Origin of the sequence: Mycobacterium sp. ITM-2016-00317 (assembly GCF_002968295.1) — a bacterium.
Classification (GTDB): domain Bacteria; phylum Actinomycetota; class Actinomycetes; order Mycobacteriales; family Mycobacteriaceae; genus Mycobacterium.
Map to the genome: position 1 here is coordinate 5,643,911 of NZ_CP134399.1, position 13,636 is coordinate 5,657,546.

Annotated in this window: 15 protein-coding genes and 1 pseudogene; 12 read left to right on the plus strand and 4 right to left on the minus strand. The window is 69.9% G+C overall.

Features of this window, described 5'->3' with window-relative positions:
• Positions 1 to 40 precede the first annotated feature (40 nt).
• On the minus strand, positions 41 to 946 hold the full coding sequence (locus C6A87_RS27060) for a hypothetical protein (protein ID WP_311115044.1): 906 nt from the start codon (positions 944 to 946) through the stop codon (positions 41 to 43).
• Positions 947 to 1,158: 212 nt separating this feature from the next.
• Here C6A87_RS27060 and C6A87_RS27065 point away from each other — a divergent pair, with 212 nt between their 5' ends.
• The 6 genes from C6A87_RS27065 to rraA all read left to right on the plus strand — a co-directional run bounded on the left by C6A87_RS27065 (position 1,159) and on the right by rraA (position 5,037).
• Entirely contained in the window at positions 1,159 to 1,815 is a 657-nt protein-coding gene (locus tag C6A87_RS27065) for a DUF6474 family protein (RefSeq protein WP_311115045.1), read from the plus strand.
• Between the two features lie 4 nt (positions 1,816 to 1,819).
• The gene (locus C6A87_RS27070; protein ID WP_311115046.1) at positions 1,820 to 2,332 is read left to right on the plus strand and encodes a hypothetical protein; all 513 of its coding nucleotides are present in this window, start codon (positions 1,820 to 1,822) and stop codon (positions 2,330 to 2,332) included.
• A gap of 35 nt (positions 2,333 to 2,367) precedes the next feature.
• Positions 2,368 to 2,931 carry a copper resistance protein CopC gene (locus C6A87_RS27075; protein WP_311115047.1) on the plus strand — a complete coding sequence of 188 codons (564 nt, stop codon included), beginning with the start codon at positions 2,368 to 2,370 and terminating at the stop codon, positions 2,929 to 2,931.
• Positions 2,928 to 3,851: a CopD family protein gene (locus tag C6A87_RS27080; RefSeq protein ID WP_311115048.1), complete on the plus strand. Its 924-nt coding sequence runs from the start codon at positions 2,928 to 2,930 to the stop codon at positions 3,849 to 3,851. The genes C6A87_RS27075 and C6A87_RS27080 overlap by 4 nt, the downstream gene beginning before the upstream one ends.
• 75 nt (positions 3,852 to 3,926) lie before the next feature.
• A complete protein-coding gene (locus tag C6A87_RS27085) occupies positions 3,927 to 4,361 on the plus strand; it encodes a hypothetical protein (protein WP_311115049.1) in 435 nt (144 codons plus the stop codon).
• 193 nt (positions 4,362 to 4,554) lie between these two features.
• Positions 4,555 to 5,037, plus strand: coding sequence for a ribonuclease E activity regulator RraA (gene rraA, locus C6A87_RS27090; RefSeq protein WP_311115050.1), 483 nt, complete (start codon positions 4,555 to 4,557; stop codon positions 5,035 to 5,037).
• Here rraA and C6A87_RS27095 read toward each other — a convergent pair.
• A pseudogene (locus C6A87_RS27095) lies at positions 4,986 to 6,512 on the minus strand (flavin-containing monooxygenase). The gene rraA and the pseudogene C6A87_RS27095 overlap by 52 nt on opposite strands.
• Before the next feature lie 76 nt (positions 6,513 to 6,588).
• Between C6A87_RS27095 and C6A87_RS27100 the strand changes: the two are divergent.
• Together C6A87_RS27100 and dinB are read left to right on the plus strand one after the other, a co-directional pair.
• Positions 6,589 to 7,233, plus strand: coding sequence for a TetR/AcrR family transcriptional regulator (locus C6A87_RS27100; protein ID WP_311115051.1), 645 nt, complete (start codon positions 6,589 to 6,591; stop codon positions 7,231 to 7,233).
• Positions 7,234 to 7,257: 24 nt separating this feature from the next.
• Positions 7,258 to 8,520: a DNA polymerase IV gene (gene dinB / locus C6A87_RS27105; protein WP_311115052.1), complete on the plus strand. Its 1,263-nt coding sequence runs from the start codon at positions 7,258 to 7,260 to the stop codon at positions 8,518 to 8,520.
• A 70-nt stretch (positions 8,521 to 8,590) separates the two neighbouring features.
• Here dinB and C6A87_RS27110 read toward each other — a convergent pair whose 3' ends face one another.
• Positions 8,591 to 9,598, minus strand: a complete 1,008-nt coding sequence (locus C6A87_RS27110) for a PHP domain-containing protein (protein WP_311115053.1) — start codon at positions 9,596 to 9,598, stop codon at positions 8,591 to 8,593.
• 90 nt (positions 9,599 to 9,688) lie between these two features.
• Here C6A87_RS27110 and C6A87_RS27115 point away from each other — a divergent pair, with 90 nt between their 5' ends.
• The 4 genes from C6A87_RS27115 (at position 9,689) to C6A87_RS27130 (ending at position 13,039) form a co-directional block, all read left to right on the plus strand.
• Positions 9,689 to 10,810, plus strand: a complete 1,122-nt coding sequence (locus C6A87_RS27115) for an EspA/EspE family type VII secretion system effector (protein WP_311115054.1) — start codon at positions 9,689 to 9,691, stop codon at positions 10,808 to 10,810.
• The gene (locus C6A87_RS27120; protein WP_311115055.1) at positions 10,807 to 11,130 is read left to right on the plus strand and encodes an ESX-1 secretion-associated protein; all 324 of its coding nucleotides are present in this window, start codon (positions 10,807 to 10,809) and stop codon (positions 11,128 to 11,130) included. The genes C6A87_RS27115 and C6A87_RS27120 overlap by 4 nt, the downstream gene beginning before the upstream one ends.
• Positions 11,127 to 11,567, plus strand: a complete 441-nt coding sequence (locus C6A87_RS27125) for a YbaB/EbfC family DNA-binding protein (RefSeq protein WP_311115056.1) — start codon at positions 11,127 to 11,129, stop codon at positions 11,565 to 11,567. The genes C6A87_RS27120 and C6A87_RS27125 overlap by 4 nt, the downstream gene beginning before the upstream one ends.
• Positions 11,568 to 11,698: 131 nt before the next feature.
• The gene (locus C6A87_RS27130) at positions 11,699 to 13,039 is read left to right on the plus strand and encodes a hypothetical protein (protein ID WP_311115057.1); all 1,341 of its coding nucleotides are present in this window, start codon (positions 11,699 to 11,701) and stop codon (positions 13,037 to 13,039) included.
• On the opposite strand, the gene C6A87_RS27135 is transcribed toward C6A87_RS27130, so the two are convergent.
• Positions 13,032 to 13,601: a TIGR03086 family metal-binding protein gene (locus C6A87_RS27135; RefSeq protein ID WP_311115058.1), complete on the minus strand. Its 570-nt coding sequence runs from the start codon at positions 13,599 to 13,601 to the stop codon at positions 13,032 to 13,034. The two genes, C6A87_RS27130 and C6A87_RS27135, sit on opposite strands and share 8 nt — an antisense overlap.
• Positions 13,602 to 13,636 lie beyond the last annotated feature (35 nt).

Genomic DNA, 13,636 nt, shown 5'->3' on the forward strand with positions numbered 1-13,636 from the left:
CAACTATGCGCTGCCCGTCCCGGCGGGATGGGCAGAACCGTCAGTTCACGAAGCGCGCGGTCCGTCCTGGCCGCACCCCCTGGCCGGCTTTTGCCTGGCGATATCCGACCAGGCCGCCCGCCCCGGTCAGGGCGAGCAACCCGGCCAGCCCGGGTAGGGCAAGCGCCGCGATCTGGGATAACCCGGCGCCGCGCAGATACTCGCCGTAACCTGCGCGCGCCGCCGTCGCGGGAAGCGCCGCTTCGCCGGTGGCGGGGGCCGGCGCGGCGGCGGACCGGCGCGGCGGCGGGGGCTCGGCGACCCGTCCCGCTCCCCCGGATGCACCGGTTCCCGAACCGACGCCGACCGGGACAGACGGCGGCGCGGGACCGATGCCGGGCACGGTCACGACGATCGGCACGCTGATCGGGGCCTCCGGGACGTCGCCGGCGGCGCCGACACCCGGAACGGCGTCGAGTACGTCCGGTGGTTCCCCGGTCGGGAGTCCGGCGCCGGGTCCGACCACGCCACCCGGGACCGGCCGGATAGACGGCATCCCTTCCGGTGGCCGGTCTCCGTAGACGCCGTCGGATCGGGGGAGATCCCCGGGTTGACCGGGCCACGGCCAGCCCGGGGCGCAGTCCGGGTCGTCGTCCTCGGGCGCGTCGCCGGGTTGGACGCCCGGCGGATCGGTGTCGGCGTCCTCAGCGGGGTCCTCGACGGGATCGGCGGGGTCGTCCACTGGGTGTTCGGGGTCGTCCAGGGGGTGTTCGGGGTCGTCCACGGGGTCGCTGTCCACGGGGTCCCGGCCGTCGTCCGGGAGGTCGGGGCGTTCGGCATCCCCGTCAGCGCCACTGACCACGCCGTCGGTGGCGGTCGATCCCGTCTCGGCCGAAGCGGTCGGGACACCGCCCATGAGCAGGCCGGACAGCACCAGAGCGGTTGCTGCAACGACCCGCGCACCCACGCCGCCACCCCCTTCGGCGGACCGGCCGCCGTCTGACCACGATGTGGGTCGATTCTCGCACAATCGGCGTGTTTCGTTTGCTGCGACGATCACACCGGCCGGCGGGGCGGGGCGCGAGGACATCCTGTCCGGCGGTGAACGCTAATGTTGATCACCGTCACCGCCGGTTGTCCGGCGGAATGTGCTCATGAGTTGACCGGGAGGCCGCAGGGATGAGTCTGTTCAAACGACGTAAATCCCGCGCTACCCGAAGGGCCGAGGCCCGCGCCATCAAGGCCAAGGCGAAGCTCGAAGCGAGGCTGTCGGCCAAGAACGAGGTGCGCCGATTCAAATCCGAGCAGAAGGCGCAGGCCCGCGCACTCCGCTCACAGCTGAAGGCGCAGCGCGAGAGCGACCGGGCCGCGCTGAAGGTAGCTGAAACGCAGCTGAAGGCGGCGCAGGAGGGCAAGTTGTTCTCTCCCAGCCGAATCCGGAGGGCGCTCACCGTCTCGCGTTTGCTGGCTCCGGTGGTGGTGCCGCTGGTGTACCGCGCGTCGATCTCCGCGCGCGGTTTGATCGACGAGCGCCGCGCGGACCGGCTGGGGGTGCCGCTGAGCCAGCTCGGCCAGTTCTCCGGGCACGGCGCGCAGCTGTCGGCCCGCATCAGCGGCGCCGAGCACTCGCTGCGGCTGATCGCCGAGAAGAAGCCGAAGGACGCCGAGACCAAGCAGTTCGTCACCGCCATCACCGAGCGGCTGACCGATCTGAACGCCGCCGTCGCGGCGGCCGAGAACATGCCGTCGGCCCGCAGGCGCGCCGCGCACGCGGCGATCGCCGAGCAACTCGACGGCATCGACGCCGACCTGATGGCCCGGCTGGGCGTGGTCTGACCCGTTGTCCGGAGCCCCGGCGCGACTGCGCGGCGCGGCTGCAGGTCTGCTGACGGCAGCCCTGACGCTGGCCGCGCACAGTGTCGGCGGCGGGGTCGTCCCAGCGGGCGCGTCGACGGTGCTGCTGGCACTGATCGCGGTGATGGTCGCGGCCCTGGCCTCGACGATCCCCCGAGCCGACGGTGTGCCGGTGCTGGTGAGCCTGCTCGGCGCCGGTCAGCTGGCCGGCCATGCGACGCTCGCGGCCCAGCACCACACGCACGCCGCACCGCCCGCGTGGGCGATGGCGTCGGCCCACACGCTGGCGGTCCTGATCGGGGCGGCGTTGATCGTCGCCGGGGCGCGGTTGTGCCGTGCGCTGTCGGCGGCCGTGCGCCTGGTCAGAGCCCGCAGTCTGCCGTCGCCGGCCGCGCGGGGGAACGTCGCCGCCAGGTTCGCCGAGCATCCGATGCGGTCGGCTCTGCTGCTGGCCTGCTCGATGTCGCATCGGGGACCACCGGTCGCGCTGCCCCGCTGACCGAGACCTTCCGATCGACCGAGAAAGCCAATCGAATGACTGCAGTACCGCGTGCGATGCACGCATTCCTGGTGGTGGCCGTGGTGTTCGGCCTCGCCGCCGCCGCGCTGGGCTCCGCCACATCGGCATGGGCGCACGCCGCCCGCATCGCCAGCGACCCCGCGGAGAACGCCGAGTTGGCGCTCCCCCCCGCCACGGTGAGCGCGACGTTCAACGAATCCATGCAATCCAGGTTCGCCGCGATGACCGTTATCGGCCCGGACGGTGACCAGTGGTCGGAGGCCGATGTCACCGTCGACGGCGCGGTGATCAGCGTGCCGGTCCGGCCCGGCGGCCCCGCAGGCGATTACACGGTGAACTACCGCGCCACCTCCGCCGACGGCCACGTGGTGACGGGATCGTGGTCCTACCGCGTCCTGGCCGCCGGCACGCCGGACGCCGCCGGCACCCCGGCACCGGCAAGCCCCGCCGCGCCGCCGGCGGCCGCACCCGCCGAAACAGACGGCTCCGACGGCGGGGTGCCGGTCTGGCCGTTCGTGGCGGCGGTCGCGGCACTGGTCGCGGCGGCAGCGGTCTGGGCGGTCCGGCGCCGCTCGTGATCTCCGTGCGGGCGGTGGCGGGCGGTGCGCTTGTCACCCTCGCCGGATGTGTCGCGGCCTGGGCATTGGCGTTCCCCTCCGGTCCGCTGGGCCCGGCGCTGGTGCGGACGCTCGCCGACGCCGCGGCCGTGGTCACCGTCGGTGCGGCCGTCGTTCCGGCACTGGACGGTGCGCGGTACCGCGAGAACCTGGCCCGCCGCGCCACCGCACCGCTGGTGGTGGCCTCGGCGGTGTGGGTGGTCGCCGAGCTCGTACGGCTCGTCCTGGCGGCGTCCGAAGCCTCGGGCGTCCCGGTCGGCCGGCTGGGGTGGGCGCCGACCTGGGACTTCGCCGTGCACACCGCGGCGGGCCGCGCGACGGTGCTCACCCTGGTCGCCGCGGCGGCGGTGTGTGGGCTGGCCGTGACGGCCCTCCGGTCCGGCCCGGCGGGCATCCTGACTGCGGGACTGGCCGGCGTCGGCATCGTGGGACACCCGCTGACCGGTCACCTGTCGGACAGCGCGCTCGGCGGTCTCGCGGTCGCCGTGCACGCCCTCGCGGCGGCGGTCTGGTGCGGGACGCTGGCCGCGCTGGTGCTCACCGTCGACCACCGCGGCCAGTGGGCGCGGGTGCTTCCGCGCTTCTCCCGGCTGTCGCTGGTGTGTGTGGTCGCTCTGCTGGTCGGGGGTGTCGCGGCGGGTCTGACGGTGCTGCAATCGCCCGCCGGCCTGCTCACCACCGGTTACGGCAGGCTGCTGTCGGCCAAGATCCTGCTCACTGTGCTGCTCGTGGTGCTGGCGTGGCGCAACCGTGAGCTGTGGCTGCCCGCCGCCCGGACCCACCGCAGCACCGCCGCGGTGTCGCGCACCCGGGCCTACACCGAACTGGCGGTGATGGCGGTGACCGTGGCGGCCGCTGCGACGCTGTCGGTGACCGGCTGACACCGGGAAGGAGCCGGGTTACCGCCTGGCATGATGGGAACACTGCCGGTTGCAGACACTCTCGAAGGAGCACAGATGGCAGACCAGTCGGATCGGCCAGACGAAAGTCCCGATGCCGCAACCCCTGCGGTGCCCCCTCCGGCACCGCCGGTGAAGAAGGCTGCTGCCAAGAAGGCCGCGCCCGCGAAGAAGGCCCCGGCCAAGAAGGCTGCGGCGAAGAAGGCAGCGCCCGCCAGGAAAGCCCCGGCCAAGAAGGCCGCTCCCGCCAAGAAAGCCGCACCGCCGGCGAAGGCGGTGCCCGTCCAGCCCGACCTGGCCGCAGCAGCCGAAGAGACTGCCGCCCAAGCGAAATCGACGGTGGCGACCGCGAGTACGGCGATCTCTGCTCCGGTGCCAGTACCGCCGGACACGGCGGATTCGTCACGTCTACCGCTGGTGGCGGCGGTGGTCACCGGGATTCTGGCGGTCGTGGTGGTGTTCCTGGCCGCGCGCCACAGCAGCGGGGACTGAGGCGGCCGGCACCGTGGCCGGGATCACCGCAGCGCGGTGCGGCCTGCTGCACCACCGAGAGGCCCGCTGAGCCGTTCGGCACCAACGGTTTTCATGAGACGACCGGGGCAGGGCGCAGGCCTGGCCGCCGTCGCGGCTGCGGGGTGGGGGCTCGTCGTGGCCAAGGCGCTGTCGGGGCTGAGATAATCGCCGGGTGACTGTGACACCGCGCCCCACCGCTGACCTGGTCGACGACATCGGCCCCGACGTCCGCAGCTGCGACCTGCAGCTTCGCCAGTACGGCGGCCGCGAGCAGTTCGCCGGACCGATCACCACGGTGCGGTGTTTCGAGGACAACGCGCTGCTCAAGTCCGTGCTGTCCGAACCCGGTGACGGCGGGGTGCTGGTGATCGACGGTGGCGGCTCGCTGCACACCGCGCTGGTCGGCGACGTGATCGCCGAACTCGGCCGCACCAACGGGTGGTCCGGCCTGATCGTCAACGGCGCGGTGCGTGACGCCGCCACCCTGCGCACCCTCGACATCGGCATCAAGGCGCTCGGCACGAATCCGCGCAAGAGCACCAAGACCGGCCGGGGCGAGCGCGACGTGGCGGTCGAGTTCGGCGGCGTGGTGTTCGTCCCCGGTCACGTCGCCCACAGCGATGACGACGGGATCGTCGTCATCGCCGAGGACTGATCACGCAGTGGCCGAGACCGCCGCGTCGTGCCGGGTGAACGCCAGCGCGTCGTCGTCGACCTTGCCGCGCCGGATCAGCTGCAGGTCGAGTAGGTAGTTCTGCTTGAGTCGCCACGGCGCCCGTAGCCGGCCTTCGGCAGGTAGTCCAGTGCGCGCAGCACGTATCCCGGTGTGAAGTCCATCAGCGGACGTTCGTCGACGCTGTTGCCGGGATGGCGCGGTTCGACCCGGTCGTATGAGTGCTCATCCATGTAATTGATGATGCGGCAGAAGAATTCGGACACCAGGTCGGCCTTCAGGGTCCACGAGGCGTTCGTGTAGCCGATGGTGAACGCCATGTTGGGCATGTCGGTCAGCAGCATGCCCTTGTAGGCCATCGTGTCGTTGAGCTCGATCGGCTCACCGTTGCGCGAGATGACGGCGCCGCCGAACAACTGCAGGTTCAGACCCGTTGCGGTGACGACGATGTCGGCGTCGATGTGCTGACCGGAGGTCAGCTGGATTCCGGTCTTGGTGAACCGCTCGATGGTGTCGGTGACGACGTCGGCGTTACCGGCCCGGATCGTCTTGAACAGGTCGCCGTTGGGCGCCAGGCACAGCCGCTCGTCCCACGGGTTGTAGGTGGGCCCGAAATGCTTGGCGACGTCGTAACCCTCGGGTAGGCGCCGCTGGGCCATCGTCATCAGTGTCTTGCGCATGAAATTCGGGAAACGCCGGGCGATCTGGTACTGCGCCGACTGGAATATGATGCTTTTCCAACGGTTCACGACGTAGGCGGTCTTGGTGGGCAGCGTCTTGTTCATCCGCACCGTGAACGGGTCGACGTCGGGCAGCGAACCGATGTAGGTCGGTGAGCGCTGCAGCATCGTGACGTGACCCGCGCCCGTCTTGGCAAGGGCGGGAATCAAAGTCACCGCGGTGGCACCACTGCCGATGACGACGATCTTCTTACCCGCGTAGTCCAGATCCTCAGGCCAGTGCTGCGGATGGATGATGGTGCCCTCGAAGTCGTCCGTGCCGGCGAACTCGGGCGCGTAGCCCTGGTCGTAGTTGTAGTAGCCGCTGCAGGCCATCAGGTAGCGCGCGGAGATCTCGACTTCCTCGCCGGCGCGGTCGATACGCACCGTCCACCGGTTGTCGGCGTCGCTCCAGTCGGCGGACTTGACGTTCTGCCCGTAGCGGATGTGCTTGTCGATGCCGTACTCGGCGACCGTCTCCTTGAGGTAGGCCATGATCGACGGTCCGTCGGCGATGGCCTTGTCGGAGGTCCACGGCTTGAACCGGAAGCCGAGGGTGAACATGTCGGAGTCCGAGCGGATGCCGGGGTACTTGAACAGGTCCCAGGTGCCGCCCAGATTCTCGCGGCGTTCGAGGATCACGTAGCTCTTACCGGGACAGCGGTCCTGCAGGTGCCAGGCGGCGCTGATGCCGGAGATCCCGGCCCCCACGATCACAACGTCGACAAATTCGGTCATGGCGTAAAGCTATCAACGCCGTGTCGAACCAGTCAACACCCTGTCGAGTATTTCGACACCATGTAAAGTCGGGTCCGTGAGCACCACCAGCCAGGCCCGCCCCGCCCGGGGCCGGCGCGCCGCCCGCCCGTCCGGTGACGATCGCGAACTGGCGATCCTGGAGACCGCCGAGCGTCTGCTGGCGGACCGCCCACTGGCCGAGATCTCCGTCGACGACCTGGCCAAGGGCGCGGGGATCTCGCGGCCGACGTTCTACTTCTACTTTCCCTCCAAGGACGCGGTCCTGCTGACGCTGTTGGAGCGGGTGATCGCCGAGGCCGACGCGGCCCTGACCCGGCTGATCGCCGACCGGCCTGCCGACCGCCGCGCCGTCTGGCGTCGCGGCATCAACGTGTTCTTCGAGACGTTCGGCGCCCATCGTGCGGTGTGCGCCGCGGCGACCGCCGGGGTGCAGAACAGCAACTCCGAGGCGCGCGCGCTGTGGGCGACGTCGATGCAGCGCTGGATCACCCACATCGCCGCGGTGATCGAAGCAGAACGCGCCGACGGCGCGGCGCCGGTCACGGTGCCCGCGATGGAGCTGTCGACCGCGCTGAACCTGCTGAACGAGTCGGTGATGACGGCAGCGTTCGCCGGGCATGAGCCGTCGATCCCCGACCACCGGGTGCTGGACAACCTGGTCCACATCTGGACGACCAGCATTTACGGCCAGGGTCTTTGATCTGTCGGACCGCGATGCGAACATATGTTCGTGTCCGGTGCTCAGGCGGCGTCTCCCCCATCGTCGGCATCGCCGGCACCGTCGGCACCGCCGGCCATCCTGCACGCTGATCTCGACTCGTTCTACGCCTCGGTCGAGCAGCGTGACGATCCGTCCCTGCGCGGGCGGCCGGTCCTCGTCGGCGGCGGCGTGGTGCTGGCCGCCAGCTACGAGGCGAAGGCCTACGGGGTGCGCACCGCGATGGGTGGCAGGCAGGCGCTGGCGCTGTGCCCGCACGCGATCGTGGTGCCGCCCCGGATGACGGCGTACTCCCAGGCCAGCGACGCCGTGTTCAGCGTCTTCCGCGACACCTCGCCGGTGGTCGAGCCGCTCTCCGTCGACGAGGCGTTCCTCGACGCGTCCGGGCTGGGCCGGGTGTCGGGCACCCCGCTGCAGATCGGGGCGCGGCTGCGCGAGCGGGTCCGCGACGAGGTCGGACTGCCGATCACCGTGGGGATCGCACGCACCAAGTTCCTTGCCAAGGTGGCCAGCCAGGAGGCCAAGCCCGACGGCCTGCTGTTGGTGCCGCCCGATCGCGAGCTGGCGTTCCTGCATCCGCTACCGGTGCACCGGCTGTGGGGGGTCGGCGCCAAGACCGCCGACAAGCTGCGCGCGCACGGCATCGAGTCGGTCGCCGATGTCGCCGAACTGAGCGAGACGACCCTGGGGTCGCTGGTGGGCGGCGCGATGGGGCGCCAGTTGTTCGCGTTGTCGCACAACATCGACCGCCGACGCGTGGTGACCGGGCAGCGGAGACGGTCGGTCGGCGCGCAGCGTGCGCTGGGCCGTGCGGGCAGCGCGATGTCGGCGGCCGAGGTGGACGCGGTGGTGGTGAACCTGGTCGACCGCATCACCCGCCGGATGCGCAGGGCGGGGCGCTCCGGCCGCACGGTGGTGCTGCGGTTGCGGTTCGACGACTTCGGGCGGGCCACCCGGTCGCACACCATGCCGACGGCCACGGCGTCGACGGACGCGATCCTCGGCGCGGCACGCCAGCTGGTGGACGGCGCACGCCCGTTGATCGCCGAGCGCGGGCTCACCCTGGTCGGGTTCGCGGTGTGCAACATCGACCGCGACGGGGCACAGCAGCTGGAATTGCCGTTCGCCGCGGCCGCCGATCCGGCTGATTCGCTGACCATCGACCTCGCGATCGACAAGGTGCGCGGACGCTACGGCAACGCCGCGTTGACCCGCGGCGTGCTCGTCGGCCGTGACCCGGGAGTGGAGATGCCGATGCTGCCCGACTGACGCGCCCCGCACACGGTCCCGTCGCCGCGGCATCCGCACCGCAGCGTCGAAGCTGTTGTCCGCGTTGGGGCTAGCCGGTGCGGGTCCAGGCCAGCAGATCGTCGGCAGGCCAGGTGTTGACGATGCGTTCGGGTTCCAGCCCCACCTCGAGTGCGCGCTGCGCGCCGTAGCCGAGGAACTCCAGCTGTCCGGGCGCGTGCGAGTCGGTGTCGATGGAGAACACGCATCCGATGTCCATCGCCAGCGTGAGCAGCCGGGTCGGCGGATCCCGCCGCTCCGGCCGCGAGTTGATCTCGACGGCGGTGCCCGCCTCCCGGCACGCGGTGAACACCGCTTCGGCGTCGAACTTCGACTCGGGCCGCACCCCGCGACCTCCGGTGACCAGTCGCCCGGTGCAGTGCCCGAGTACGTCGGCGTGGGGGTTGGTGACGGCCTTGATCATGCGCCGGGTCATCGCGGCCGCGTCCATCGCGAGCTTGGAGTGCACGCTGGCGACGACGACGTCGAGCCGCTCCAGCAGTTCGGGTTCCTGGTCCAGGGACCCGTCTTCGAGGATGTCGACCTCGATACCGGTGAGAATCCGCATGGGGGCGACCTTTTCGCGGATCTCGTCGATCACCTCGAGCTGTTCGCGCAGGCGCTCCGGGGACAACCCGTTGGCCACCCGCAGCCGTGGCGAGTGGTCGGTGAGCGCACAGTACTCGTGACCGAGGTCGCGGGCGGCCAGCATCATCTCCTCGATCGGCGCGGACCCGTCCGACCAGTTCGAGTGCACGTGCAGATCCCCGCGCAGCGCGGCGCGGATGTCGCCGCCGCCGAGGTCCTGTGCGGCCTCCCGCAGTTCCACCAGCACGTCGGGTTCGCGGCCGGCCCACGCCTGGGCGATGACCTTCGCGGTCTTGGGGCCCACCTTGGGCAGCGCCTGCCAGCTGTTGGCCGCGCCGTGCTTCTCGCGTTGGGCGTCGGTGAGCGCTTCGACGACGTCAGCGGCGTTGCGGTAGGCCATCACCCGGCGCGGGTCCTCCCGCGCACGGTCCTTGTAATACGCGATCTGGCGTAGCGCGGCGACCGGGTCCATCCGTCCAGTGTGCCCTGACCGGGCGCAGAAAATTCGTGCGCGGACCCCCTCTTCGGCGGTGATAGCGTCGCTGAGCGGGAGGTTCGGGTCGTGGGGCTGTTCGATGATCTCATCGCCATCGGCGACGGGGTCAGAAGCGGCGTCCGAGATGTCCCGAGCTTGATCGCCAACGTCGTGACCGGCGACGTCCACGGGGCTGTGACCGACGGGCGGAACATCATCGGGGATCTCGTCGGCGTCGCGTCCGGTTTGGAGAATCTCGGGGTCAGTCTCGGCGACGTCCCTCGCCGATACGTCGGCGAAGCGGCCAAACTGGCCGACTCCAAAATTCTGAGCGCCGCCCAGTTGGCGATCGAAGCAGAGAAGGCCCTCACCGGCTCGGGCGACCCCGATGCGGGAAACGGGTACCGCGAATCTGCCGGCCGTCTGCACGAAACGGTGGAGACGCTTGTCGATGCGACGCCGGCTCAGGACACATGGGATGGTGCCGGCGCCGACGCGTATACGACGGCGAACCACGAACACCGACGGCGCACTTCTGCCGTGCAAGCGGCGGATGCGGCGATCGCGCGGACGTTGGCCATCGAGGCGGATCAGGTCCTTCGAACCCGCGAGACCTTGGACGACGCTTCGCAGTATCTGTATGACTTCGGGCTGTCCACCTCCTGGATGAACTTCGTGCCAGGCCTGGCAGCCGCGAAGGCTGCCGCCGACGTCGCGGCCGCGGCCGACGCGATGGCCACCACAAACACGGCCATGGCGATCCTCGTCAAGGACGCGGCAACGAATGCGGCGAAGATCCTGCAGGCCAGCGACGGTTACGACGACACCATAGCCGCGATGGCCGAAGAGGACCGGGCTCTGGCGCGAGACCCAATACTCGGTGGGCCCTGCGGCGCACTTGTCCGGCAGTCCGACGACCTTGCCCATCTGCCGCGCCGGATCGCGAACCCCGATGAGTACGAGGTACCTGATACCTCCCCGGAGTGGGGCCCTCCCGCCGCTCCCTACGGTCGCGGCCACGTTCCGTCGCCGGGCAGGCCCCCACCGGCGCCTGCAGCCCCGGCCGGTCTCCCGACCGGTTCATCGGCTCCTCGCGGCAGGCCTGCGCCGGCCGACGGGTCTGCCTCTGGACCGCAAGGCTCGCCTTCAGCGCGGCCACCGCTCGACATGGATCGTCCGACCCCCGAAAGGCGGGTGGAATCGCGTTGACGGCTCCTCAGCAGAACCTCCACGTCCTCACCGAACACATCGGCGAACTGGCCGACAAGCAGGCGCGGGCGGCCGATCAGTTCACCGGAGCCAATCGCTCGGCCGGCGATGTGGCGCCACGGGTATTGGCGACCCACGGATTGGCCTGTGCAGCAACGAGCGCCGCGCTTTCCGTCACGGACGGGGCGCGAAACACGGCAGGGGTCCAGCTGATGAAGCGCTCGAACGACCTGGCCTCGAAGCTCTCGACCGCGGCGGCGAACTACTCGAACACCGACTACTTGGCCGGACGCAACATCGGCCGAGAATGCCAGATGTGAACCCCTGGCTGGATTCACCCGACGATCCCGGCGGCGACGGTTTCGAGACGTCCGACCTTGCGGCGGTGGACATCCACGAACCGAATCCAGCCGACGAAACAATTCGTACCGTTCTTTTCACTGCCACCAATCCCGCCGGGACTGTGTCGGCGACGGTACTCATGAGCGGCCGTATCGTTCGGGTCGATCTGGCGCCTCCTCTGTCCATGACCGAGACCGAACTCGCCGCCGAGATCACGCTGATCACCACGCTCGCACAAATGCAGGCACGAGCGGGCCAGCATGCCGTGCTTGCGATGCTGATGCGGGCCCGGGGCCAGGACCCGGCGAGAACGGCCAGCTTCCTCGAGCGCGACCTCGGGCTCCCCCGCCCGGAGAGAGTCACCGAGGAGCAACAACGGGTTTTTGCGCTCTGCTACGCGGGCGACGACGCATGACCGACCGGCCGAGGTGGAAGACACCCCCCGGATGGACTCGCGGGGAACAGGCTTCGCCGGAGCCGCCTGGTCCGAAGAAGGGGCGCCGATGGCCTGTCGCGTTCACTGCGGCACTCGCCGTTGTCCTCGCGTTGGCCGCGGCCGGCATGCACCTGCGCGGCGGTGCCGACGAGTTCGTCGAGCGCCGCGTGGCGTGGGATCCACCGCCGCAGATGTTCCTTGCATCCTCGATGGAGCACAGACCGGTGGCAGGATGGCGACTCGCGGTGACCGATTTCGGCCTCCCTGACGGCAGCCGGTTCGTCACCGACCCGATGCCGATGCACTCCGCCCCCCTGGTCGGGAGCATCGAAGAGCGTGCGTTCCTGCTCAGTCAGAGTCCTGGTACCACCGCCCCCCAGTGGTGGCTTGTCGGCGCCAATAGCGCCACCGGACAGCCACTTTTCGCGCCCGTCCCACTGAACAGCGGCGGCAAGCCGGCGTGCTTCCTCAACGGCACAGACGCAGTTTTGTGCATCACGCCCGATACCGAGGGTCGTACCGCGTGGGTCATCAGTTCCCGTACCGGCCATGTAGTCCACTCCGGCCCAACAGATCTCAATGTGCGGCCGAACGAGCTGAACGCCCGTCAGGTCGGCATCCATGCCGTGGCGGAGTCCGAGCACGAAGGCGTCTACGGCATAGGGCCCGAGGCCCAGACCACCTGGTTCGTCCCCGGAGCCGGGGATACTTCGCTGCGATACCTCCGCAGGCTCGACATCTCTCCGCCGGCTATCGCATCGCAGACTTCCTCGGGTCGAGGATCTTTCGGCACCGTGACCTTCTCCCTGACCGATGGCCGGGTGATCAAACCTGATCTGCCCGACGGGGCCGAGCAACAGGAAACGCTGATCTACCCCGGTGGATTCGCCGCGGTGATCGACTTCGGGCAGTTCGACCGAAAGATCCTGCTCTTCGACGAACAGGGGCGCCAGACCACGGACGAAGCAATCGACGGGCGACTGCCCCCGCAGTTGCCATTCTTCGACCTACCGGTTCTCACGCCCTCCGGAGACGGCCACGAATGGCGGATATACACACCCCATGGCGGGAAAGTGTTCGAGTCGGATGGCAAATGGGGATGGCCGGAGCGTCTGGTCGGTTCACGGCTCATCGTCAACGCCGGCGAATTCGAGACCCGCGGGTGGGCCCAGTTCGACCTGCGCACCGGACAAGAGGGCAAGAGGTGCACGGACCTCGACATGGCCGCCGGCTATCTCGGCTACGACGGCCGGATCGCCGTGACCTCGGACGGCAACCCGACCGTCGGACTCGACACCGTTGCCACCGATCTGGACACCTGCGAGCGACTTTGGGTAGTCAGCTCTCCTCCCGGTTCCTGGCGCAATGTATGGCGCATCGGCACCGCTCTCGTCCAACTGTCCGACGAGGGAACGGAATTGACGTCGCTCGTGGCTCCCGGTCCTAACTAGCCCACCCGGGGTCGCGACCGGTCAGCGCGATCACCCGATCCAGCAGCGGCGCGTCCTCGCCCACCGGCACCGGTGCGGCGAACAGACCTTCGATGGGCGCCTCCTCGGCGTACGACCGCACGTGTGGCAGCAGGGCTTCGAGGTCCCGGTCGTCGACGTCGTAGGCCAGCCCTGCCGACGCGGCCACGTCCCAGCCGTGCACCACCACCTCGCAGAGCGCGATCATGCCGCCGACCTCGGCCGGGAAGTCGACCCCGCCCGCCCGGGACATCCCCTGCCATGCCGCGGGGTCGCGCCACGCTTCGGCCAGCGCGGTGAGCCGCGGCGGGTAGGCCTGCCGCCAGTCGGCCTCCGGGCCGTCGCCGAGTTGCGGCGGGGTGTCGGTCAGGGGCCCGAAGTCCTTCCGTGCGGCGGCGTCGAAGGCCGGCGCCAGACCGCCGAGGTGGGCGATCACCGCCCCCAGGTTCATCTCGCGGCACGGGGTGGCGGCCTGGAGTTGGTCGTCACGCACCTGGCTCAGAAGTCCGGCGGTGCGGCCGCATGCCTTGGTCATATCGATCATGTCCGTTTCGACTGTCCGGCGCACCCGAACTCATC

Bases quoted from the DNA above. Each gene is read 5' to 3' on its own strand.
- C6A87_RS27065 (WP_311115045.1), top strand. From the start codon at position 1,159: ATGAGTCTGTTCAAACGACGTAAATCCCGCGCTACCCGAAGGGCCGAG.
- C6A87_RS27075 (WP_311115047.1), top strand. From the start codon at position 2,368: ATGACTGCAGTACCGCGTGCGATGCACGCATTCCTGGTGGTGGCCGTG.
- C6A87_RS27085 (WP_311115049.1), top strand. From the start codon at position 3,927: ATGGCAGACCAGTCGGATCGGCCAGACGAAAGTCCCGATGCCGCAACC.
- dinB (WP_311115052.1), top strand. From the start codon at position 7,258: ATGTTCGTGTCCGGTGCTCAGGCGGCGTCTCCCCCATCGTCGGCATCG.
- C6A87_RS27110 (WP_311115053.1), bottom strand. From the start codon at position 9,598: ATGGACCCGGTCGCCGCGCTACGCCAGATCGCGTATTACAAGGACCGT.
- C6A87_RS27135 (WP_311115058.1), bottom strand. From the start codon at position 13,601: ATGATCGATATGACCAAGGCATGCGGCCGCACCGCCGGACTTCTGAGC.